Here is a 23,670-nt window from a genome sequence, read left to right on the forward strand (position 1 = left end):
ATATGCTCAAATGATGAGTCAGTAATATTCCTAGCCTTCAAGTTTTCGACATAAAAAAAGCTGGCGCCATAATGGTGCCAGCTTTTTTATTGCGTAATAGCTTAGATATTTTTCTACTTATAGACTTTATTAATTTGCCGCTACAGTCTTAGCCTCGCTGATACCTTCCAATAAGATTAGCTCTTCTTCAAGTAACCCTAGCATGTCTTGAACGTGCGGTAGCAGCTTGCTACAAGCAGTAATACAAAATTCGATTTTATCTTGATAGCTAGAAAGCGTGATATTCAGCGCTTGTCCATCAACGATAATTGAGGCTGGGTATAGTGCTTTTAGCGGTGCGCCATTCCAATATAAGGGTTTTTTAGAGCCTGGCACATTCGAGATAATGAGGTTAAACGCCTGCTTTCTGGGGAATAAACCTGTCAGTACGTTGATGCCTTCCCACGCATAAGCGATCGCGCTATAGTTGATAATTTGCGCTTTGTTCATACGTCTAAAGCGACGTTTACCACTATTCATACTCTTATAAATCAATTGTAGACGCTTGGCTGGGTCGTCTAAGTGCGTGCCCAGATTTGCCATCAAAAATGAAATCTGATTGCCCGATGCACTTTCATCGCAACGTAAAGACATCGGTACAAAGCCGATCAATGGCTTAGTCGGCAAGGCATTCATAGAGAGCAAATAGCGACGCAGCGCGCCTGCACAAACAGCCAATACCACGTCATTAACATTAACCTCAAATGCATCAGCGATGACACGAAAGCGCTGCATATCATAAGATTGAGCGGCAATGCGCCGTGAGGCTGAGATACGTTGGTTGAGAATACTCATGGGTGCATCGAAGGTACCGACATAACCTTCATCATCACCATGCTTAAAGTTGTCGAGCAGTTCGGTAAAGACGGGCTTGATGGTAGATAATTGCTCTTTTAAGATACTGGTTATAGAGCGGTCAGCGGGTAATAACTTATCCACTGATTTACGATGACGCGCTATCAATGACCATATCGGTAAACTGACAGGTTCAGTGGGTGATTGTGATAAGGATTTTTCGACCAGACGCATGGCTGCAACACCATCGACTAATGAATGATGGATTTTAAAATATAAGGCAAAACGTTCAGGTCTACCCTCGGATTCAGGCAAAATACCTTCGATAATATGACATTCCCACAAAGGCATGGCGCGATCTAGCAAACGGCTATGCTCTTTCGAGATATACATCAACAGTTCACGAACACGCCCGGGATTTGGCAGCGCGACATGACGGAAATGATGCTCCACATCGAACTCTTCATCTTCTTTCCAAAACACCAGTCTGTCGAGCACTTGGTTGAAAGGAAAGCTTGGCGGTACCGTGGCGGTTTGCATCTGCTGCACGAGCTGATTGACAAAGTCACCATCCTCATTTTGCCCATCCTGTGGTAACTCGAATAAGAACAATCCTCCCACGTGCATGGGTTGTTTACGCGACTCAAGAAGTAAGAATAACTGGTCAACAGCGGTGAGTAGTCGCATAATAAATCCTTTTATGGCGATAAGTTTTCAATAAAAAATATATGGTCTGCCCATTATAAAATCGCTACAGCGATAACCTTGTAAGCCATACTAAGTAAGGTATTGCTTACACTCAGTCTTATTGTATCGATACTATTGTGGACTGACCATCATCAATAAGTGGCTATTTGGATGGCTACTAAAACCATGATTTAATAAAATGTCATGGCACCCATCAGCGTTATGTGGTTTCTATCTTATTAGTTTATCACTGGTTTTTCATTAAAAATATGTATTAAAAACGCTATGCTAACCAGCAACCCAGCCGACAGCTACTGGAAAAAATAGCCTGTTTGCGGTGAGCTGGCAATGGCCATTTTGCGCATCGGCATACGACCAGCTAAGAAAGCCTGACGTCCTGCCCACACAGCGTGCTTCATCGCATGAGCCATCATCACTGGGTTTTGAGCATTAGCAATCGCTGAGTTCATCAACACGCCATCGCAGCCAAGCTCCATAGCAATCGCTGCATCAGAAGCCGTGCCGACACCGGCATCAACCAACACGGGCACTTTGGCGTTTTCGATAATGAGACTAAGGGTGTGGCGATTGAGCAAACCAAGACCCGAGCCAATCAAGCTACCAAGCGGCATGATCGCCACGCAGCCCATGCTTTCAAGCTCTTGCGCGACAATTGGATCGTCTGAGGTATAAACCATGACCTCAAAGCCGTCATCAATCAGCACTCTTGCGGCTTTTAAGGTTTCCATGATATTAGGATAAAGGGTTTTTTCATCACCCAAGACTTCCAGCTTAACCAGATTGTGTCCGCCCAATAATTCGCGAGCAAGCTTGCAAGTACGAATCGCGGTTTCAGCGTCAAAACAGCCTGCAGTGTTGGGTAAAATGGTGTATTTGTCAGGGGAGATCACATCAAGCAAGTTGGGCTCGTCACTATTCTGACCGATATTGGTGCGGCGAATGGCGACGGTGACAATTTCTGCTTCTGAGGCACCAATGGCAGCCCCTGTCTCAGTCATATCTTTATATTTGCCTGTACCGACCAACAGTCGCGACGAAAATGTACGACTACCGACAGTGAAGGTGTCTTGGGAAAGTGGCATAGGGATGGTAGCAGTGGAAGCCTGTGACATAACTGAGAATCCTAATAGCGAGGGTGCAGGGTTGGACAAAAAAAGTGTTAACAATGTAAGCCGTTAAGAAGCGAGTGTTAATCACTAGTTATTAATTAATAGCCGTCAACTCGTAGATGGTAATTACTGACTGACTGGCTAATTACTGACTAACTAATAGTAACGCATTGTCAGCAAAATAAGAAATCACATGGTAGTCTTATTGAGTATAAAGCGGTTAGCAAATAAGCCAGCCACATAAAATGCTACTCGCTCAAAACAAAATGTTATTATAACAAACTCATGCGCGCTTACTTGCAGTCTTTTTTGCTTTAGTCAATTAGGCGCACAATGCCCTTGTGAAGCATGAAAAGGCTTTTATTTCTGACGTTATATCTATTTATCAGGTCGACTATATGATGCAACTGCCGTACAGTTTTGCCAAACGCCATCAACTCTTGGTCATTCTTGCTATTGATCCTGAGCTGCCACCGACTTTAGTGCTGACCAAAGCCACACCATTGTCAGCGATTAATGAGGCGGTGCGTTTTTTACAGCAGCAGGGCATACGTGGTGTGCCGACTTACGAAAGCGTCAGCGCCGATGACTTTGAAAGACGCATGAATGCCGCTTATGCAGGCAATACGGGCGAATCACAGCATATCGCTGCTGGGCTTGAAGATCACCCTGACCTCGATAGTTTAGCGGATAGCGTGCCCGAGACTGAAGACTTGATGGATCAGCAAGACGATGCGCCTATTATTCGGCTGATCAATGCGTTGCTGTCCGAAGCGATTCGCCTCAACGCCTCAGATATTCATATCGAAACCTTTGAAAAACGTCTGGTTGTGCGCTTTCGCGTCGATGGCGAGTTAAAAGAAATCATCACCCCAAAACGCCAGTTGGCACCGCTATTGGTCTCGCGTATTAAGGTCATGGCAAAGCTCGATATCGCTGAGAAGCGCGTACCACAAGATGGGCGTATCAGTTTGCGTTTAGCAGGACGAGAAGTAGATGTGCGGGTATCGACCTTGCCATCGAGCTTTGGTGAGCGGGTCGTGATGCGTCTGCTCGATAAACAAGCAGGTCGCCTCAACATGACCTATTTGGGACTCTCTGATAATGATTATAGCGAGCTCAAACGCTTAATTCATCGTCCCCATGGCATTATTTTGGTCACAGGGCCGACAGGTTCGGGTAAAACCACCACGCTATACTCAGCATTAACTGACCTCAACGATCAAACCCGCAATATCCTGACCGCAGAAGATCCGATTGAATTTCAGCTCGATGGTATTGGGCAGACACAAGTCAATAATAAAGTTGATATGACCTTTGCCAAGAGTCTGCGCGCGATGTTGCGCCAAGATCCCGATGTGGTAATGGTTGGTGAGATTCGCGATTTAGAGACCGCTGAGATTGCGGTACAAGCGTCATTGACAGGGCATTTGGTATTATCAACATTGCACACCAATACTGCCATCGGTGCGGTGACGCGCTTGCAAGATATGGGTGTAGAGCCATTTTTATTATCCTCATCGCTCATCGGTGTGGTCGCCCAGCGTTTGGTACGTACGCTGTGTACGCATTGCCACACGTGGCAGCCTGCTGATAGCGAACAGGCAAAATTATTTACAGAAATTGGCATACCGTTGGGTGTTGAAGGTTTGGCAGCTGAGGTCATCAATTTACCCAAACCAGTGGGCTGCGATAAATGTAATCAATCGGGTTTTAAAGGTCGTACCGCGATATATGAGGTCGTTCCCGTTGACGACACCTTGCGACGGATGATTCATAGTAATACGGCGGAGTACGAGCTAGAAGAATACGCACGCCAGCAGACACCATCGATACGTGCTGATGGGTTGCGTAAAGTCATTGCAGGCAGGACAACGTTAGAAGAAGTGTTGCGAGTGACCAAAGAAAGCGCACTCACTGATGATATGATTGTATAAAGCGTGATTGATTGTATAAAGCGTGATTGTATAAAGTAGAACGGTTATTGAGTCAAAAGTTAGGTCAATTGACTCAATAACCGCGTCATGGAAAAAGCCAGTTTGGCTTATTTTTAATAGCGTTACTATTTTGCAGCGATGCACTCGACTTCAACGCTAGCACCAGCGGCCAACTCTGCGACACCGAACGCAGAGCGTACAGGGTAGGGCTTAGCCAATTCAGCTTTATAGACTTTATTAAAATCATCAAAGTCGTCCATATCCGTCAGCATCGCCATACATTTGACGATGTCAGACTTTTGATAGCCGTATTTTAGTAGCGTGGCATGGATGTTGTCTAAAGCTTGTTTTGCTTCCGCTTTGATCCCGCCTTTGACCAATTTGCCATCTTTAAAACCGATTTGTCCAGACATGTATAAAGTGTCGCCGACACGTACCGCTTCTGAAAACGGATAGTTGCCACCATCACCCAAAAAGACAGGGCTAGATTTCGCAATACTTGCGCTATTAGTTGCGGGCGCGGCATTGGTACTAACGGCAAATCCTAACGAGCACGCAGCCACTAAGAGCGCCTTGGACAGGTTGGTAGTAAATTTATAGTTATGTGTGGACATCGTTGTCTCCTTATTATAATACCAAACCCAAAAAGTACGATTAGCGGCGTCAAACTCGTTTAGTCTACAATAAGTAGTACGTTCACTCGTCTTTCTGGCTACGCTTCTTTTTGTGAATGGTATAAGCTTATGGATCAAAAATGCGCTATAAGCAGAGTATTAAGTAGCGCGCTTGTTGTTACGTTATCATTTAATTTTATCATCACTTTTAGCTGACGTGCTGTCTGTGGCTGTATTAGCAGCAGAGTCACTAGATTGCTCAGTCTCAGTTTTGGACTTATTGTTTTGTCCTTGGCGACGTGCTTCTAACTCTGATTTCGGCACCCAAGCCCATAGCATTTCAACCACGATAGGGTCGCGATCACTGTCAGACTCGCGGTCATGGATCACGCAAGGAATAACCATCTCGCCTTTTGGTGTGTTTAAAATGTCCAAGCGTTGCTCATCAGACAAGGTCGCCACTGCGGCCACTTGACCTTTTTTGATCGGGCGATAAAAATTAATCGAGTAAGATTTAATCAGTAATACACGGTCAGAAGGTAGGTTTAAGCCCAAAATAAAGCCCGTTGCGGTCTCAGCCAGTAAAGTGATGGCAACAGCGTGGATAGAGCCAATATGGTTTTGCACGGCTTTGTTATTATTCAAGCTGACCACGACTTGATTGGGGTCGACTGTTTCATAATAGACGCCCGTCGTGCCCACATACGGCACCACTTTGCCAAAAGCTTTGGATAAAATAGTAGAGCGCGCGCCAGCGGGTAAATATTTAGTCACCGATAAGAGTTTGGTGAATTGATTGTTCACTGGCTTAAGGGTGCTATTGGGTTTTTCGACTGGCGATCTTGTGCTGTCAGTGTTGTTGGCTGGCAATTTATTGGTCAGCTTACTAGGGAGTCTTTTTAATAATCCTGACATACAAAATTCCTTATTTAGGTCAGTTAGATGAGATTTTAGCATGATAAATTTTCATGATAGTGGCAAGTGAGGTAGAGATTATCGTCACTGCTATTGCGACCATATTACCTTAACCTAAGTGTCACTACTATTATTAGCATGAACTACCGCGCTTATAAAATGCCAGTAACGTAGCCATATAATTAAGGGTAATCAGGGGTAATTAGGAGTGATGAGAGCTTGTGAAATACTTTTAGACGAAGCTATCTGTTAGATTAAGCTGCTAACTGTAAAAATAACCATGCTGTAATAGTGGTATTTTAGCACGATTTTATTGTTTTTTTGATACCCATTTTGGATGCTGGACGACGTTATGCCTGAGAGAGAGATTCATGAGCCGACCAATATTATTTATACTGGCGTCGCTGGTACTGGTAAAACCTACCAGTTGCTACAAATCGCTCAGCGATACACTGACGATTTGCCGAGAGCAAACGAGGCTGATTTGCTGGCACAGTTATTACAAACGCTAAGCTGGCGTGATGTGGTATGTTTGGTGTTTTTAGATTTTCACTCTGAAAAACAAGACCTCGTAAAAGTACCTGAAATCGTCAGTCATGAATTTTTTGTCGCCAAAGCCGCACAGAATGCACGTGAGAAAAATTTAAGTAATACGGCATGGTCAGTGCTGCAAATGCACAGTCCCACCAGCTCAAAAACGGTCACTTACAAGAACCGTGCTAGCCAGGCCTACTTTGATAAAGACAATAGCGGGGCATGGTATTTACTCCCTGAGAGTATGCCATTACTAAAGGATTTATCGCAGAAACTAGCAGAGTTTCAGCAGGCGCAACATGATAATACCGCAAGCCAACACCATGCTTTTAGTGACCAGCGTTTTAGTATGGTCAGTTTTCATCAGGCCTATGGTTATGAAGAATTTGTTGAAGGTATTCGCCCCGTTATGGCGGCGTCTGGTCAGACGAATCCTCATCAGATGAGCAATAACCAAGCACAAATGAGCTACGCCATTCAAGATGGCGCGTTCCTCAAGCTTTGTCAGCGTGCGGCGCGTGACCCTAAACGGCGCTATGCCATGCTGATCGATGAGATTAACCGTGCCAACGTCTCACGGGTATTTGGTGAGCTACTCAGCCTAATTGAAGCAGATAAGCGAGCTGGCACGGCAAACGCTATGAGTGTTAATTTGGCCTACTCTGGGCGCGCTTTTAGTGTGCCAGCCAATGTCGATATCTACGCCACGATGAATACCCAAGACCATTCTTTAGCGCCATTAGACATGGCTTTGCGGCGTCGCTTTCGCTTTATTGACTGTCCGCCAAAGCCAGAACTGTTGTCCATTATCACCGCTTTTGGCAACGTCAATCAAAGTCTAGAAAGCACTCAGTCAGCAGCATCCATAGATTTGACCAAATTGCTGACAGGTTTAAACAATCGCATTAGCCAAACGTTGGGGATGGAGGCACAATTGGGTCATGCATTTCTGTTTGGTGTACAGAGTTTGGCGCAGCTACAGACCGCATTGATTGAACAAATCATTCCACAGTTGGCACAAGCGGCGGGCGGGCAAGTCGCTATCTTGCAGTACGTGTTCAGAGATGAGCAGCAGTCGATGAAGGCGCAGTTTATACAAGATAGCCAAGCGGCAATTAGTCAGCATTTGGATGACGAAATAAATGACCAGACGAATACTATGACATCAAGTCAATTATTTAGCGGTCACAATGCCTTTTTAGGACAGTCGATGCATACTGGTAGCTATAAGATTAATGAAGATTTTCTCGCAAGGACAGGCGAGTTTACCAATTCATCCGTCTACCAGCGTTTATATTAATAAGGTTGCCAAGTGTTCATCAATAGCGTCGCATATGCCCTTACGAATGGTACTGTCAATAACAGTATCGCCAATAACAGTATCGCCAGTAATGTTAATAGCACTACTATGAAGGTGCTTGATACCAATATCATGACGGTATTTGAGCATCAGCGTTTGACGGTTCATGATTTTTTGCAAGCGTCTGATTTTCAGTGGTTGATGGCGCAAGAGTTTGCCGTATTTACTATCAAACGCAAGCAGGGACAATGGCAGCTAAAGGTCGGGCATTATATTGGCATAGTGTTATTGCCCAGCGGTATGACGCTTGAGATTTTGCCCAAGATGATTGCCTCAGCGTCTACCAGTCGCACGCCACAGCAGCAGTCTTTTGAACCTCATCAAAATAGCGCTAGCGATATCAGACAAGCCCGTCAATGGGTACAAAATATGCTGTCCGACTTGATTAATACCAGTAACCAATATCATAGCAAACTGCCCAATACAAAAAACTTAGGTCAATTTAACGCGCAGGTGACGCCGCTGCCGCTAAGCGCACCATCGTTGTCGGATTGGCTCGCACACCAGTTTTTACAGCGTTTGGCATATTATCAACCGACCCAGCATTATCAGGCTCAGGTGGATAACCAGGCAACGCTACAAGGTCGGCTGTTGATCAAAGAGCAACTGCGCCGCAATAGTGTACAACCGCATAAGTTCGTCTGTGAGCGCAGTGTGTTGAGCCAAAATATGCTGAGCAATCGCATGATCAAGAGTGCATTGGTATGGCTGGCACCACTCCTACAAACAGCCATGCCGCCGAAATCCATACAGCTCTGGCAATCAGTACATGCGCTTAATTACCATGAGCGGCAGCAACTAGAGTCGGTATATCAGCAAGCAAAGCGCCAACTAGCGCTGCAACCCCTGAGTCAACTACAAACAAACGCCGCCCAGCAATTGCTAGATTTGGCTTATTGGCTATTGCAGCAGTCAAATATAGAGACAGGCAGCGGTCTTGATACCAACTTATCCTCTAATCAATCTTCATCACGACCACGTTTATGTCTGCTGATTGATATGAATCAAGCTTTTGAGCAATGGGCAAGCTTACGTATCGCTTCGATGTTTGAGCAATTAAATTTAAATTATAAAGCACTGCATCAAGCACAAAGCGTGTGGTTGAATGATGCAGAAGGGCAGGCATGCTTATCTATCCGTCCGGATTTACTTATTCATCAGACACCAAACCAAGATGATGTTTATCACGATAAAAATTGTGAAGAGAATCCTAATAAAAATAATCGTGGTGCGTCTAGTGAGAAAAAGGCTCGCGACTATAGCCATGTGATCGACATAAAGTGGAAGCATCTGAGCCATTCAGGGGCGATTAGTGCCAGTGATGCCTATCAGTTGACCAGTTATGCGCAAGCGTATCAAGCAGGGCAGGTCTGGTTGGTTTATCCGGTGCAAGGTAACATCAGGCAACCGGTAGCACTCAGACAACAAGTTCAAGGAAGCGGCGATAGTGACAGCAATCCCTCAAACGTGGCAAAGCTGTGGCTTGTGCCCTTTGATGTCTTGAGTGGCACGTTGAACGGTAAGCTCCCGCAAGAATAATAGACGCTATCATTACTATGTTTCACTAACCATGACTCGCAGCGAAAAACGGCTATTTAAAACAATTTCAATAAAATTTGGTTAATTTATGAATTAATTGAAAATAGGTGTTGACAGCATCGTCTTTTCCCCTTAATATGTGCACCTCGATAGCGAGGAACATTAAGCAGTTAGCGGCATTGCCGATAACGAATTAATCAACTTAACTATCGTGATAATAGAGAATTTCGGAGTGTGGCGCAGTTTGGTAGCGCATCTGGTTTGGGACCAGAGGGTCGTAGGTTCGAATCCTATCACTCCGACCATCTATTTTAAGAGCCTTACAGGCTTTTTTTTATGTATAATGATATTGTTTTTGATGTTATAAATTTCTAATATTATAAGCAGATCAAAATTTGTAAAAGTCCTTTAAGAGCGCCTGTAGCTCAGCTGGATAGAGCATCTCCCTTCTAAGGAGGTGGCCGCAGGTTCGAATCCTGCCAGGCGCACCATTTAGCCTGCAAATCTTGCTTTCCTTGGCAAATAGTTATGGCGGTTGTAGCTCAGTTGGTAGAGCCCCGGGTTGTGATCTCGGTTGTCGTGGGTTCGAGTCCCATCAGTCGCCCCATTTTATTTAATACTATTTTCTACTTATCTTATTTATACATACTGATTGCCCTCGTTGGCATTTTTTTTCGTCTGCATTTTTTCAATTCTCTGACCATTTTCTTCTGGTTAGACGATCGCGTGTCGCCCCTTACTTGTCGCTCCTGCCGTGTTGGTTTTTTAAATAACCAACGGATTTATTAGTCGCTAATTTTCTTATCAGTGTTTTGTCACCAATATTTTATAAGCACAGTTGATTTTGACAAAGCTTAATTTTAACAAAGCTTAATTTTGATAGGGCTTGGCTTTTATTTAGTCATATATCCCTACTTCTTTTAGGGTAAACTGCTCATTATTAAGTAAATATAAACTATTCATTAAAAATTTAGAATAATTATTTGATGGTATGGGTGAGGGTGGCTAATTTAGAGTACTGAGCCTTATTAATGTTGCTAATATTAAATATTTCTACAGAGGCAATAAAGGACGGTATTTTTACAAATTCGGGTTCGATATGTGTTTAGCGTACGTATAATTTTAAGTGCAGTCCACGATAAGTGATTTCTCTTGTGTAATATCTCTTAGGTGGTTTATTTTGCAGGGTTAAGATCAACTGCCATAGATTATTGAGGAAGTTATTGATGGACGCACTGAGTGTATTGCTACAAAATGTGCATTTGTTTGAAACAAAATATTATCGTTTAAATGGTTCTGGTAATTGGTCGTATTCACTGACCAGAAAAGACACCATTCTATTTTATTTGGTGATGTCAGGTAGCTTTTGTATCGATGTGGGCAATGGCTTACGAGAGGCACATGCCGGCGACATCATCATGGTTCCCAATGCTTATCAACATGTCAGTTATGCGCTGAGTCATCATGGGAATGATGCCAAGCCGTTGGATGAGCTGCTCACTAATTGCAAAGACAATACGCTTGATATGATAAGTGACGGTGATGAGAAGTCGTCGTTGATACTGATTGAGTGCAAATACGACAAAGAGATGGTTAATCCTTTATTGTCGGTGTTGCCATCGATATTGCCTGAGATCAATAATGACACCGATGGTCGGTTTGAGGTCATTGATGTAGAGATTAAACTTTTAACCTTAGAGTCTCAGCATGAGCGCATGGGCAAAACGGCAGTGATCAATCATTGGGCAAGTATTATGATGATTGAGTGTTTGCGCGTTTATATCGAAAGCATACCTGAGGCAACAGACAATTGGTTAAAGGCGATGAAAGATCCGTTTTTAACCAAAGCGCTAGCCGCGATGCATAATGCACCGAGCCAAAATTGGACGATTCTGACGCTTGCTGAGGTCGCTGGCATGTCACGCTCCAGCTTTGCCCAGCGCTTTAAAGATACTGTCGGTATGCCGCCACTGACCTACTTAATCGATTATCGCTTGCGTTTGGCCGCCCGTTATTTACGTTTGCAGCAAAACAGTATTAGCCGTATCAGTGAGCTGGTCGGTTATGCGTCGGACTCGACCTTTAGCCAAGCCTTTAAGCGCGTCTACGGGGTGTCGCCAAAAGCGTATCGCCAACAGTACCAAAGACAGCTGCTGGCTTAGTGTCTGACAGCGTCTTTAATCCCATCACAAAACATCATCGCAAAAATACCCTCGTAAAGCGTTAAGGTTGAATATTCGACCTTAACGCTTTTTTTGTTTTATATATGCTTGAATACTGAATATTCTCACTCGATAACGAAACCTAAATGGCGTTATTTGATTAAGAGTCTTTTGCTGCTGTAAAGCTGACAATGCGCTTAGGTTCAGGTACTATGGAGTGATGAGTCGCCTAGGTGCGACCACTTGCTTCTAGCGCTTTATATCTTACTGTCTGGCAGTGATATCTGGTGACTCAAGCGATGTTTATTTTTGAAGCTGATGGTGTGTTATGACTGAACCGACCGCAAAACCAACTGCAAAATCGTATGACCAAAAAGGCGCTTCTACGTTTGCCAAAAATAGCAGCAGTATCGATAAAAATGATATCGGACACAATCAGCCTCTGTCAGAAGATAAGCTAAAAAATAAGGTAGCGATTTTGCCTAATAAAGCAGCGTTGTTGGCATTATTCACCTTGCCCACTTCTGAAAATGTAGGGAGTGAAAGCGCAAGGATTGACAGCACAGGTATCGAAAACGCAGAGATTGAAAAATTTGCTGTCAACGAAACCAATATTGCCGAGCAGCGTGTGGCACTCTATCGTGCCCAGCACGAACGTACGCGTCTACTTTATATGGCGTCTGCCGCCACGCGACCCACTTATTTGGTGCAAACACTAAAAGCACAGTTCACCGAATATCAACAGTATTTACTCGCACAGCAGCTTGATAAGCGCGGTCTAATGGATACCGATGCGCTTGAAAGGCTTTGGCAGCAGCTGCATGTGGTCGATGATATTATCGCAGATATCGTGCGCCATATGCCCGCACAGCAGCCAGCGGGCTGGCAGCTAACTATGCAGGATGGTCACAATCCATTGCGTTTCGCAACGGTTGGCAAGCTTAAACACGGCAAGCCTATCTTAGAGCAAGCCAGCCTCAACAGTTATGTACTCAGTCACTTTGGCGTCAGCAGTTTTACCTATGACCGTGGCTATTACATCGGTCATGTCGTCGGCTATTTATTCAGTTGTTATTTTTGCGCCCATTTGTCTGTTAGCTATAGCGTGACGTCGCTTGGTCAGCAGGTCGTTGCCGATTATGAGTATGCCAGTCTTGAAACCCCGCATATGGTGCGGTTGCTACAAGGCTTGGACAGTTATTGTAAAAAACGTATCTATCAGCTGGCAGTCATCTGTGCGCGGCTTAGTGTTTTCGCCAGTGACAAACGCATTGAGAGAATGTTGATCGCTGAAGTGAATGATTTTGATAAAAAATTGCAACAGCAGCATCTGGATGTTTTATTATTACAAGGCTTGATGCCTGATAATAACGACTCAACGCCCCTGTTTTAAGTGGTTTTTTATCTAAGCCAGCCGTTATTTAAGCATTGATATTTACGCACTGATATTTACGCACTGATATTTACGCACTGATATTTACGCACTAATCCAACCCTTTTTTGACTACTTTAGGATATCCGCTGCTATGCCCGCTTATCATTATAAAGCGCTCGACGACCACGGCGGTGTCCAAAAAGGCTTACTTGAAGGGGATTCTGCGCGACAAGTACGCCAGCAGCTGCGCGATAAGCAGTGGACACCCGTTGAGGTCAGTGCGGTCAATGACAGACAAAATCAACATAAAAGCCGTTATAAAAAACCATCGGCTTATGAGTTGGCGCTGCTCACCCGTCAATTATCAGTATTACTCGCGGCTGGTATTCCGCTTGAAGAAACGCTGGCCGCCGTCGCCAAGCAATCGCCAAAAACCCATATCAAATCCTTAATGCTTGCCGTGCGTTCGCATGTTTTAGAGGGCTTGAGCCTCGCCCGTGCGTTGCAGCAAGCGGCCAGTTTTCCACCGTTATATATCGCTACCATTGCTGCTGGGGAAAAGTCCGGTCATTTGGATTTAATCCTGAATCAGCTGGCAGACTACACCGAAAACCGTTTTGCGCTGCAAAAGAAAATCCAAGGTGCGATGGTTTATCCGATTGTGCTAATGGTAATGGCAGTCGGGGTAATCATGGGTTTGATGAGCTTCGTGGTGCCCAAAATCGTCAAGGTTTTTGAGCAGTCTGAGCAAGCACTACCTTTGATTACCCAAATCGTACTTAGCCTATCGAACATCATTACCCAGTGGTGGTGGCTGATGCTGCTAGTACTGTCAGGGACGGCGTTTTTGTTCTATCGCTTTGCTCAGACACAAGCAGGTAAGCTGACGATAGATAGTGTCGTGCTTAAACTGCCGATATTGGCGCGGCTATCGAAGGGACTTAATGCCGCACGCTTTGCCAGTACCCTTGCGATATTGGTGCGCTCAGGCGTACCGCTGATTGAGGCACTACACATTGGCGCTGCCGTTGCGACCAACTTGCATATTCAAAAAACCATTATCACTGCTGCCGATAGGGTGACAGAAGGCTCAAGCTTATCCAGTCAGTTAGAAAAATCTTCATACTTTCCGCCGATGATGGTACAGATGATCAAAAGTGGCGAGAACTCAGGCGAGCTTGAAAACATGCTCAGCCGCGCGGCCAATATGCAAGAAGCGGAAGCCACCAACTTTATTAGTACTTTGCTGTCATTACTTGAGCCTTTGATGTTAGTGTTGATGGGTGTGGTGGTCATGATTATTGTGATGGCAGTGATGCTACCGATTGTGAATATGAATGATTTGGCAGGCTAGCTAATATCTTTCTAAACCTTGCGCCAGCTTTCTTAAGATTTGCTTACTGTTGTATATTGTTGACTGAGTCGCATTTTTACTATGGCAAACTCAAGCACCACGCTATAGTGAAAGCGGGTCAAAATTATACTCATCAATGTCAGCCGTTACTGAATACTGGCTGTGATGACAATATGAGCGCAGCGCTGGATAAAAATAAAACCATGGTTTATAGTGATAATCGTCTCAAGACTAATCAATACAACTTGACTGCCATTTTACGATTTAAATTACTCTGATCCCAAAAGCGATGATAAAAGCGATGACTATGATTGACAACCTTCAAGGAAAGACGGTGCCGCAACGTGAGATAAACCAAGCTCCTTCGGATACCATGGGTGAGCAAACGCCATTATCGGTGCAGCGCCGTCCAGCAAAAGCGCATTACCAGTCAGGATTTACCCTTATTGAGATTATGGTCGTCATCGTGATTTTGGCGATTCTTGCTGGTTTAGTAGTGCCAAAAGTGGTTGGGCAAAGCGATAAAGCGCGTGTCAAAACCACTGAAACCGCACTAGCGACCGTATCGAATGCCCTTGATATGTATAAGGTGGACAACTCACGCTATCCGACCACTGCGCAAGGCCTTGATGCTCTGACGACACCGCCTGCGGATGCCAAAAACTATCCTGATGGTGGCTATATCAAAGGTGGCTATCCAACCGATGGTTGGGAGAGTGAGATGCAATATGTGGCACCGGGTAACGAAGGTCGCCCTTATGACTTATTCTCGTTAGGGGCAGATGGTCAGCAGGGCGGTGAAGGTCAAGATGCTGATATTTATGCCAAGTTATAAACTATTTAGCGCCACTGACAATAGAGAATAACTGGTAGCGGTTTTAAAAAACAGGATCTACGACCTCACAGTTAATGATCGATGTATATCAATCAATAAGGCATTATTGGTTGATATTTTTTATGCATTGGTCAAAAAAATCCGACGTTATTTCGATATATAGTCAACTTAAAATAGAATCGATACGTTAATAGTTATGTGCGACTGGTATAAATTTCGCTTGCTTGCTGCTATCACAGAGGCTACGAAAAAATCATCCCAGTCGCACTGTATTTTTTTAAAGTAATTCCACTATAAGTCGATAGGTTCAGCGCTAATCGTAGCGCTGGGTTTTGAGTGCTAACCCAGCCAACTTCTAAACATTGAAAGCAGCAATCAAAGGTAGACAACCATGCCAATTAATACGCCATTCTCCAAAATGCTAATAAGCAAAGTACTAACAATCAAAACCACTGCCAAAAAACCTTACTTGTTGTCTTTCGTTTTGTTGGGTAGTACGCTACTGACTGGACTGACAGCGACTTTTATGACAGCACAAGCAGCAGGATTGAGTGACTTGTTTAGTAATAATAACAGTGCCTCGCAGTCGAAGTTTTTGCCAGTCGATCAAGCTTTTCAAGTTGTCAGCAGCACCAAAGCCACCTCTAAAGGTACGCGTTTATCGATCGCTTTTGAGATTACTCCGGGTCATTATGTCTATAAAGATAAGCTCACTTTACGTTTTCCTAAGGGAGTGAGCGCCACGCCGTTTACGTTTAATCAGTCACCTGTCTCAATCGATGATCCAACTTTTGGCAAGGTGCCTGTATTTACGCAAAGGAGTGTGATCGCAACCACGACTCTGATTACCAGCAATGGCAAAGGCGCCAAGAATGTGCCCGTTATTATTGGTTGGCAAGGGTGTGCAACAGCAGGATTATGCTATCCGCCAGAAAAAGTTAAAACGAAGATAAACATTGCTGCGACACGCAGATAACACGCAGACAAACAGCAAGCAGGTTGATTCAAGTATCGGTAATAATAGGTAGCCATTCATGTCCATCAAGACATTACGAAAATCCTCATCATTCAGCGCCACCACTCGTCAAAGAAAATCATATGTCTTAGCGCTTGCTATCGCTAGTGGTTCATTACTTACCGGTCTGACAGCGACCTCGATGACGGTGCAAGCGGCTGGGCTTAGCGACCTCTTTAGTAGCGATAAAAGTGCTGGGCAGTCGAAATTTTTGCCAGTCAATCAGGCGTTTCAAGTCAGTACGGATAGTACACCTACCAAATCTGGTACGCGTTTATCAATTAATTTTGATATCACTCCTGAGCATTACGTCTACAAGAAGCAAATTAAGCTCACGCTACCTGCGGGTGTGACGGCCGCGCCGTTCACCTTTAGCCAAACACCCTATTCAATGGATGATCCAACTTTTGGCAAGGTGTTGGTATTTGATCAGGCAAACATGATCGCTACCACCACATTGACGAATAATAGTGGCAAGAATATAGATAACGCCGCTATCGTCGTCGGCTGGCAGGGCTGTGCGAAAGCTGGACTATGCTACCCACCTGAAAAGATTAATACGACTGTCGATATCGTAGCCACATCGGCACAAATAACGGCAGACAATGCTAGTGCTGCGAACAAAGAGGCTGCGTCTAATGGCTCTACTGCAAACAACAGTTCTGCGAGTACAACCAATTCAACTATAAACTCTAACACGACATCAGAAGATACTGCTGCAACTGATCTTGACAATGCTTTGCCTGATAAAGAGCAAGCACTGACAGACGATGGTGCTATTGATTATGATCTAATTGATGATAGCGCTGTAGAGTATGACTCTTTGGGTGGTAGTGCTGCGGCGAATACGCTCTCTGGAGCAGATAGCAACGTATCGGGTGAGGCGACCAACAGCGACAACGTATTATCTAATAACTTTATCGACAACGATCCCTTTGGTTTGGCGAGCCATCCTTGGCTAGCATTTGGCTTGCTATTCTTAGCAGGTTTGGGTTTGGCATTGACGCCTTGCGTGCTGCCAATGTTGCCCATCGTTGCTAACATCGTTGCCCGTCAGAAAAATCCAACAGTCAAAAAAGGCGTGATTTTAACGACCAGTTATGCGATAGGAGTCTCTATTGCCTACGGTCTTTTGGGCGCGGTGATTGCTGTCTTTGGCGAGTCATTAGGTATCATTGGTTGGCTACAAAACCCCATTATCTTAATCAGCTTTGCCATTGTATTCGTTTTGCTAGCACTCTATATGCTCGGTGTCTTTACGATTCGTCTACCGCGCGCCATTACCAGTAAAATGCAAGGATTAAGCCAAGCCGGTGATAGCAAGTTGGGCAGTACAGGTGGTAGCTTGGTTGCTGGTTTCTTATCAGCCTTAGTGGTATCGCCTTGTGTCTCTGCACCATTGTTCGGGGCATTACTGGCCGTCTCGACCATCGGTAGTCCGCTATTAGGGTTTGCCGCATTATTTATGCTGGGCTTTGGGTTGTCCGCACCGCTGATCCTAATTGGGGCAACGCAAGGCAAAATCATGCCAAAAGCTGGTGAGTGGATGAATTGGGTCAAGCTGGGCTTTTCTTTATTGTTATTTGCCGTGGCATTGTTAATGATTGAGCGCGTCTTTATCTCACCAGTCATGCTATTGGTCTGGGCGCTATGGTTTATGGTCGTGGCGACATGGGCATGGAGCTGGATAGGCAAGGGTCGTATGCTGACCCAAGCATTGGGTTTGATTGCAGGTATTTGGGCGACGACACTGGTTATCGGTGCAGCGTTGGGTAACGATGATAGTCTGCATCCACTGGCCTCACTAACTTCCCCTATGATGGCGCAAACGACTGGCCAGACGACTGGCGTGAGTAATGCCAGTAGCAATGCTAATGATGTGCGCATTACCACTCTTGCGGAGCTGGATGTGATTACCGCAGCTAACCCTAAAGTGATTGTCGATGTCACTGCCGAATGGTGTATTGAGTGCCGTATTATGGACAAAAACCTATTCCACAATCGTCCGATACAGATGCAGGATTGGCAATTGGTGCGCTTAGATATCACGGAAACCACAGATGCTTCAAAAGCTATCTTGGCACGTTATCAACTGTTTGGTCCACCGACGCTATTGTATTATCAAGATGGTCAATTGGTGAATAAGCAAGTCGGTGAAATCGGTCGTCAAGAGTTTGAGCAAACATTGACGGAATTGAATAAGACACAGTAGGTGTGATGCTCTAGAGAGCCATCAATTTAACTAAAAAAATTATCCAAGGCACACATCGATGAACCAGCGTCTCTCTTAGCCGAATAGGCTGAGTGGTACGCTGGTTTTTTTATACCGATTTCTTAATATATGTTCAGTAATTTATCTTTTAACAATGACCGCATTTACTATTTGAGAGAAGGATTTGTCATTATGGCTGTTAAGTCATTATTAATTGAGTCTATGCTAGATTAAGTCTTGATAACGCTAGTATAATGGCAGTAATTTTATTACAATAACGCAACAATGTTCAAGCAGCAATGCTATGGCCGATGGCTACCAAAACTGGTTATGAGCGACACGCCCCAATAATTTTCAATCACATATCTATATCACTGACGACCAACTTTAGCTTAGCTATTATTGATGCTACCTGCATTAGATAATCTACTGGCTTCAATGCCAATCATGACAAAGGACACTTATGTTTGCTCCTCTTACACCCCAGCATCAGACTCGAAGCCTTATGGCTTTAGGGTTTGGGTCAAAGACTCAGCTGAGCATCGCTATGGGTATCGCTTTAAGCTGTACGGCTTTGCAAGCACAAGCGGCGAATGACGTTCAGGTTTATAATGAGATACCTGTAGCAGAAGCTATGCTTGAATATGACAATGACAACTCTCCACAAGTGGTCTACGAGCGTCTAAAAAACCCTAATACGCCTATTGATCGTAGTAAGCTGCCGAGTAATGACTTTGTCGCCAAACAGGCGAAGTTGTTTTTTGAATGTACGCAAGTACAGACCAGTTCTGCCCGTCTGGCCTGCTTCGATAAGGTAGCTGAGCAAGGCGAAACGCCAAGCTACACGAGTACCAAACAACCGCTAGATTTGGCAAAAACCTTCAAATCGACCATTTCAGGTAACCCGCAAGTCGTCTTTGCTGAAGAGAATACCACGAGTATTGTGCAGGCCAATAAGACCGATACAGGTTTACTGGTCAATCAGTCAGATTCTACTGAGAGCCTAGATACCGTTGGACTGACGCAAAGAGAAGCAGAAGTCTTAGAAAACGTAGGCGTCACGCAAGGCGATATCGAAAAGTATACGCCACTTAGTTTGTCTTATGACCTTGATAAGAACAGCGAGCGTGGTACTTGGACGGTCAGACCTTATCGACCAACCTATGTGTTACCACTATTTTATACGTCTGATCCCAATTTAAATCCAGGGACACCGTCTCAAGAAACAGAGTCTTTGTCTGCAAATGACATACGTGAGACTGAGCTGAAGTTTCAGTTGTCTTTAAAGACTAAAGTTGCTCAAGATTTATTCGATACCAGTGCAGATTTGTGGTTTGGTTATACACAAGAGTCGCATTGGCAGGTTTATAACGAAGATAACTCGCGCCCATTCCGCGCGACTGATTATCAGCCTGAAATATTTTTGACCCAACCAGTAGCAGCTGACCTACCTTTTGGTGGCCGTCTACGTATGTTAGGTGTCGGTGCTGTTCACCATTCTAATGGACAAGACGATCCGTTATCACGTTCATGGAATCGTGCTTATTTGATGGCCGGAGCGGAGTGGGGTAAGCTTTCAGTCATACCGCGTCTATGGGCTCGCGTGAACAGCGATAATAGCAGCGATGATGACAATCCAGATATCGAAGACTATATGGGTTATGGCGATATCAAGTTCTTGTATGATTTGCCTGATCAGCAGAGCCTTAGTGGTACCCTGCGTTATAATCCAAGCACGAACAAGGGCGCTGCACAAATCGACTATATCTATCCGTTGTCAGAAAACGTCAATGGTATGGTGCAGTTGTTCCAAGGTTATGGCGAGTCTATCATCGACTATAATCATGAAAACACGTCTATTGGCTTTGGTATCGTACTTAATGACTGGAAGGGTTTTTAGTATCAATACTCATCCTGACCATAAAGCATGTACCGCTTAGCACCTTATCAAACCGGACTATGGCTGGCAGAGTATCTGAGTATACGTTGCCAGTTATGCCGTGTTCACCAAAGCGTCTCACAATATCAGCTGATACAAGACCAGCTCATACAATCTCAGCCAACAAAATCCCAAATAGTAGAGTCACAGTACTCATCAAATACCGCTAATTCTGCATCTGGTTCTTTGCCTAACAATCATTCCTCTATTGCCAATCTGCGCCATTTCTTTGATAAGCGTTTAAATAGCGGTCTGCTCTGTCCGCATTGCCATCACAGTATAAGCTGGTTACCTAAACCCTTTCAGGTAGACATGGCTGCTGGCAGTACATTATCTATCCAAGCAGCGACCTATTACGATTATCCGATACGCCAAGCGATTCGTGCGTTTAAGCATCACGAAGATATGACCAAGCTGCCACTATTGCTACACGCTTTGCGTCAACTCCCACGCCCGCACGGCTGTCATCACGACAACAGTATGATCGTCGCCATGCCGACCACCGCTCAACGCCTGATCAAACGTGGCTTTAACCCCGTTAGTATTTTATCAGCGCACCTATCCAAGCATTGGCAAATACCGCTATGGCATGGGGTGCAGCGTATAGATGACACTATCAGTCAGCAAGGACTGACGCGTGCTGAACGCTTGAGTAATTTAGACAACGCTTTTGCATTAATTGAAAAACCACCCAGTAAACGCTTGATATTATTTGATGATGTCGCCACCACCGGTGCCAGTCTGCAAGCGTTAGGGCGTACAGTACATAGCTTGTCTAGCATTACCTCCCTCAATAACGCTCCAACCTCTCATAAACATCCTCTTATTGCTTATGCTCTAGCGCATGGTAGTCAGTCATAGAAGTATTCTCATTCGATTGATGGCTACTATTATGTTGCTAATGTGTTACCTTATCGCTATATTATGAATATACTCTAGCTAAATTTGTTGTTTCTCTGTGCATTGCGTTATAGCTGTTACTACAATGCTATTTATGAATAAAAATGGAATAAAAATTGCAGGAAAATTGTACAAATTATTAAAGATATTAGATGAGCGGCACAGGCTTTACCACCATAAAAACTAGGTGCTCAGCACCATTAAGAAACTAGGGCTACATACAGCCATAAATAGGATTTGATGTGAACGCATCTGCGAAAAATCTACCGCACCCATTACGAATGACCAGCTCAGGATTTACCCTGATTGAGCTGATGGTCACGATAGCTGTGCTTGCTATTATTGTCGGTATTGCAGCGCCTAGTATCAGCAATCAGTTGGCCAATCAGCGTGTTAAGTCGACTGCGGCTACTATTGCTAATGCACTAAAGGAAGCCAAGGTTGAGAGTATTGTCCGTCGTCAGAATGTAACGGTTGTATATACTGACACCAGTACACCTAAAACGATTAAATTGCGCGCCAATAATACCGATATATTTAGTTATAATATTAGTGATAAGAGCACTGTTATCCAAACTATTACCCCGTCTACTGTAACCAGTATTGCTTTTCAACCAAACAAAAAAATAGTTGGTGGTGCTACAGTAGTATATACCATCTGTGATAGCGGCTCTAACAGTGAGACGCCCAAACAAGTAAAACTTACTAATATTGCTAACGTTAATACTATAAGTTCTGGGAGCTGTTAATGAAGATTGGAGCCACACAGGCAGGTGTAGGATTAATAGAGGTGATGGTGGCATTACTATTGCTAGCTGTGGCTGTGTTAGGGTTCAGCGCCATGCAAATGTCAGCGATAAAAGCAACAGACGAAAGCCTTATGCGTACTCGCTCTTTAGCTATCATGCGAGGTGGAGCAGAGGCTATGCGTAATAATCCTAGCGGTATTGCTGCTTTCAAAGCAGCGATAAATGGCTCTTCAAACGCTATTAGTATTGATGGAGGAAGCATAACAAAAGACAACTGTATAACAAATGCAACTACGGCACCCACCGCCGCGCAGACCTGCACGATCAACCAAATGGCAACGCGTGATGGATTATTATTAAAATCATATGCAAGCGCCAATGATATTAATATAGGCATGGTTCCCAACGGCTGTCCAGGCACATCAGGCAAGCAAGAGTTACAGTGTTTCGTGGCCAGCTGGGGTGATACGAAAGTTACATTAGATGATACTGCATCTGATGCTTGTGCGAATGCAAATGGCAGTTATAAAAATGGCGCAGAGTGCTTTATTATGGAGGCATACTGATGTCATATAATCATCAAAAAATAAATCTGAATAATCGTCAGGTAGGTTTCACCTTAATAGAGTTGATGATTTCCTTGGTACTCGGTTTAATCGTGTCTGCAGCCGTCATCCAAGTATATTTAATAAATGTAAAAACAAGTAGTATTCAGTCCAGTGGTAGCGAATTACAAGATGCGAGCGTATTTGGGTTACAGCAATTAGAAAAAAGCATTCGCTTAGCCAATCTTGGTAACCCAACCACTAGAATTGATGGCACTACGCCTAATGGTGGTATTGTTTTAACAGGTCTTAATATTGGCATTCCGATTACACCTACTCCTTATCCTAATACGGGGTATCTAACGAGACGCGCAGGAGATGCTACTGTTGGTACTAATGGTTGGTCAGGTATATCCAATACCAATACCAATAGCGATCAGTTGACTATTCAATATACTAACATCACAGGCTCTCCAATGACAGATTGCGAAGGTGCAGGTGCGGCTGTTAATGACATTGTCATTGAGCGTTATTTCTTACGTAAGGCAACCGGGGATACCAGTACTGGTGCTATCAAAGACTTAGTATTGGCATGTGATGCAGGGCGCGTTAATACTGCTGGTGGAATAGTCATTGTGACTCCATCAAGTGATTCACGTAATTTTGGTCAAGCAGGGCAAGAGTTTATTGTCAATGTCGATCAGTTTAAAGTGCTATTGGGTATACAGTATACAACTGGCGCTAATGCAGGAAGAATGATTTATTTACCGAGTAGTGCTTATCTGAATATAACGGCTGACACACCAGTAGTAACTGCTGTTAAGGCTGGTTTAATTGTTCATGGTAGTACACCTGTTATAGGAAGTGCTGAACAGTCTGAATTTGCTTTGTTAGGGCAATTACCAGCAGATAATAAGCTAAAGACAGATGCTAGCAGTACAAAGAAAGTTCGGACTACCTATCAAACCACAACGTTATTGCGTAACGCTCGTGTCGTAAATCTAACTAGCCCATAGCATATTGGTAAGGAGACT

Annotated in this window: 18 protein-coding genes and 3 tRNA genes; 17 read left to right on the top strand and 4 right to left on the bottom strand. The window is 44.3% G+C overall.

The annotated features are described in order from the left end of the window. Positions 1-129: 129 nt before the first annotated feature. Both ACMFL8_RS01535 and ACMFL8_RS01540 read right to left on the bottom strand, forming a co-directional pair. Positions 130-1,521: a WS/DGAT/MGAT family O-acyltransferase gene (locus ACMFL8_RS01535; RefSeq protein WP_413189904.1), complete on the bottom strand. Its 1,392-nt coding sequence runs from the start codon at positions 1,519-1,521 to the stop codon at positions 130-132. A gap of 311 nt (positions 1,522-1,832) precedes the next feature. Further along, positions 1,833-2,654: a thiazole synthase gene (locus tag ACMFL8_RS01540; RefSeq protein ID WP_413189905.1), complete on the bottom strand. Its 822-nt coding sequence runs from the start codon at positions 2,652-2,654 to the stop codon at positions 1,833-1,835. Positions 2,655-3,049: 395 nt separating this feature from the next. On the opposite strand from ACMFL8_RS01540, the gene gspE reads away from it, so the two are divergent. After that, positions 3,050-4,588 (top strand): type II secretion system ATPase GspE, encoded by a 1,539-nt coding sequence (gspE, locus tag ACMFL8_RS01545; RefSeq protein WP_026037034.1) that lies wholly within the window; start codon positions 3,050-3,052, stop codon positions 4,586-4,588. Between the two features lie 125 nt (positions 4,589-4,713). Here gspE and ACMFL8_RS01550 read toward each other — a convergent pair whose 3' ends face one another. Beyond that, positions 4,714-5,202, bottom strand: a complete 489-nt coding sequence (locus tag ACMFL8_RS01550) for a RidA family protein (protein ID WP_413189906.1) — start codon at positions 5,200-5,202, stop codon at positions 4,714-4,716. Positions 5,203-5,388: 186 nt separating this feature from the next. Continuing rightward, entirely contained in the window at positions 5,389-6,117 is a 729-nt protein-coding gene (locus ACMFL8_RS01555; protein WP_240216580.1) for a DUF4442 domain-containing protein, read from the bottom strand. 352 nt (positions 6,118-6,469) lie between these two features. Between ACMFL8_RS01555 and ACMFL8_RS01560 the strand changes: the two genes are divergently transcribed. The 16 genes from ACMFL8_RS01560 to ACMFL8_RS01635 all read left to right on the top strand — a co-directional run bounded on the left by ACMFL8_RS01560 (position 6,470) and on the right by ACMFL8_RS01635 (position 23,652). After that, entirely contained in the window at positions 6,470-7,951 is a 1,482-nt protein-coding gene (locus tag ACMFL8_RS01560; protein WP_413189907.1) for an McrB family protein, read from the top strand. A 12-nt stretch (positions 7,952-7,963) separates the two neighbouring features. After that, on the top strand, positions 7,964-9,550 hold the full coding sequence (locus tag ACMFL8_RS01565; protein ID WP_413189908.1) for an McrC family protein: 1,587 nt from the start codon (positions 7,964-7,966) through the stop codon (positions 9,548-9,550). A gap of 228 nt (positions 9,551-9,778) precedes the next feature. Then, positions 9,779-9,855, top strand: a tRNA-Pro gene (locus ACMFL8_RS01570). A 109-nt stretch (positions 9,856-9,964) separates the two neighbouring features. Next, positions 9,965-10,041: transfer RNA gene (locus ACMFL8_RS01575), tRNA-Arg, on the top strand. 40 nt (positions 10,042-10,081) lie between these two features. Further along, positions 10,082-10,157 (top strand) — tRNA-His (locus ACMFL8_RS01580). A 619-nt stretch (positions 10,158-10,776) separates the two neighbouring features. Beyond that, positions 10,777-11,712 carry a helix-turn-helix domain-containing protein gene (locus tag ACMFL8_RS01585; protein ID WP_189583047.1) on the top strand — a complete coding sequence of 312 codons (936 nt, stop codon included), beginning with the start codon at positions 10,777-10,779 and terminating at the stop codon, positions 11,710-11,712. Between the two features lie 328 nt (positions 11,713-12,040). After that, positions 12,041-13,105 (top strand): hypothetical protein, encoded by a 1,065-nt coding sequence (locus ACMFL8_RS01590; protein WP_210541070.1) that lies wholly within the window; start codon positions 12,041-12,043, stop codon positions 13,103-13,105. A 133-nt stretch (positions 13,106-13,238) separates the two neighbouring features. Further along, positions 13,239-14,441, top strand: a complete 1,203-nt coding sequence (gene gspF, locus ACMFL8_RS01595; RefSeq protein ID WP_189583041.1) for a type II secretion system inner membrane protein GspF — start codon at positions 13,239-13,241, stop codon at positions 14,439-14,441. A 373-nt stretch (positions 14,442-14,814) separates the two neighbouring features. Beyond that, positions 14,815-15,276: a type II secretion system major pseudopilin GspG gene (gene gspG, locus ACMFL8_RS01600; RefSeq protein WP_189584089.1), complete on the top strand. Its 462-nt coding sequence runs from the start codon at positions 14,815-14,817 to the stop codon at positions 15,274-15,276. A 391-nt stretch (positions 15,277-15,667) separates the two neighbouring features. Beyond that, complete coding sequence (locus tag ACMFL8_RS01605) at positions 15,668-16,252, top strand: protein-disulfide reductase DsbD N-terminal domain-containing protein (RefSeq protein WP_413189909.1); 585 nt, start codon at positions 15,668-15,670, stop codon at positions 16,250-16,252. Positions 16,253-16,310: 58 nt separating this feature from the next. Next, complete coding sequence (locus ACMFL8_RS01610) at positions 16,311-18,503, top strand: protein-disulfide reductase DsbD domain-containing protein (protein WP_413189910.1); 2,193 nt, start codon at positions 16,311-16,313, stop codon at positions 18,501-18,503. A gap of 463 nt (positions 18,504-18,966) precedes the next feature. Continuing rightward, entirely contained in the window at positions 18,967-20,403 is a 1,437-nt protein-coding gene (locus ACMFL8_RS01615) for a phospholipase A (protein ID WP_413189911.1), read from the top strand. A gap of 27 nt (positions 20,404-20,430) precedes the next feature. Then, entirely contained in the window at positions 20,431-21,303 is an 873-nt protein-coding gene (locus tag ACMFL8_RS01620; protein WP_413189912.1) for a ComF family protein, read from the top strand. Positions 21,304-21,584: 281 nt separating this feature from the next. Further along, positions 21,585-22,091 carry a Tfp pilus assembly protein FimT/FimU gene (locus ACMFL8_RS01625; RefSeq protein ID WP_413189913.1) on the top strand — a complete coding sequence of 169 codons (507 nt, stop codon included), beginning with the start codon at positions 21,585-21,587 and terminating at the stop codon, positions 22,089-22,091. Continuing rightward, entirely contained in the window at positions 22,091-22,657 is a 567-nt protein-coding gene (pilV, locus tag ACMFL8_RS01630; protein WP_194620746.1) for a type IV pilus modification protein PilV, read from the top strand. Before ACMFL8_RS01625 ends, pilV begins: the two co-directional genes overlap by 1 nt. After that, on the top strand, positions 22,657-23,652 hold the full coding sequence (locus ACMFL8_RS01635) for a PilW family protein (protein WP_210541075.1): 996 nt from the start codon (positions 22,657-22,659) through the stop codon (positions 23,650-23,652). Before pilV ends, ACMFL8_RS01635 begins: the two co-directional genes overlap by 1 nt. Positions 23,653-23,670 lie beyond the last annotated feature (18 nt).

It is taken from the genome of Psychrobacter sp. AT9 (assembly GCF_047272965.1).
Classification (GTDB): Bacteria; Pseudomonadota; Gammaproteobacteria; order Pseudomonadales; family Moraxellaceae; genus Psychrobacter; species Psychrobacter glaciei.

Coding starts and splice junctions, on each gene's coding strand:
- ACMFL8_RS01555 (WP_240216580.1), bottom strand. CDS start 6,117: ATGTCAGGATTATTAAAAAGACTCCCTAGTAAGCTGACCAATAAATTG.
- pilV (WP_194620746.1), top strand. CDS start 22,091: ATGAAGATTGGAGCCACACAGGCAGGTGTAGGATTAATAGAGGTGATG.
- ACMFL8_RS01635 (WP_210541075.1), top strand. CDS start 22,657: ATGTCATATAATCATCAAAAAATAAATCTGAATAATCGTCAGGTAGGT.
- ACMFL8_RS01590 (WP_210541070.1), top strand. CDS start 12,041: ATGACTGAACCGACCGCAAAACCAACTGCAAAATCGTATGACCAAAAA.
- gspG (WP_189584089.1), top strand. CDS start 14,815: ATGGGTGAGCAAACGCCATTATCGGTGCAGCGCCGTCCAGCAAAAGCG.
- ACMFL8_RS01550 (WP_413189906.1), bottom strand. CDS start 5,202: ATGTCCACACATAACTATAAATTTACTACCAACCTGTCCAAGGCGCTC.
- ACMFL8_RS01585 (WP_189583047.1), top strand. CDS start 10,777: ATGGACGCACTGAGTGTATTGCTACAAAATGTGCATTTGTTTGAAACA.
- ACMFL8_RS01620 (WP_413189912.1), top strand. CDS start 20,431: ATGTACCGCTTAGCACCTTATCAAACCGGACTATGGCTGGCAGAGTAT.
- ACMFL8_RS01605 (WP_413189909.1), top strand. CDS start 15,668: ATGCCAATTAATACGCCATTCTCCAAAATGCTAATAAGCAAAGTACTA.
- ACMFL8_RS01540 (WP_413189905.1), bottom strand. CDS start 2,654: ATGTCACAGGCTTCCACTGCTACCATCCCTATGCCACTTTCCCAAGAC.
- gspF (WP_189583041.1), top strand. CDS start 13,239: ATGCCCGCTTATCATTATAAAGCGCTCGACGACCACGGCGGTGTCCAA.
- gspE (WP_026037034.1), top strand. CDS start 3,050: ATGATGCAACTGCCGTACAGTTTTGCCAAACGCCATCAACTCTTGGTC.
- ACMFL8_RS01535 (WP_413189904.1), bottom strand. CDS start 1,521: ATGCGACTACTCACCGCTGTTGACCAGTTATTCTTACTTCTTGAGTCG.
- ACMFL8_RS01560 (WP_413189907.1), top strand. CDS start 6,470: ATGCCTGAGAGAGAGATTCATGAGCCGACCAATATTATTTATACTGGC.
- ACMFL8_RS01610 (WP_413189910.1), top strand. CDS start 16,311: ATGTCCATCAAGACATTACGAAAATCCTCATCATTCAGCGCCACCACT.
- ACMFL8_RS01615 (WP_413189911.1), top strand. CDS start 18,967: ATGTTTGCTCCTCTTACACCCCAGCATCAGACTCGAAGCCTTATGGCT.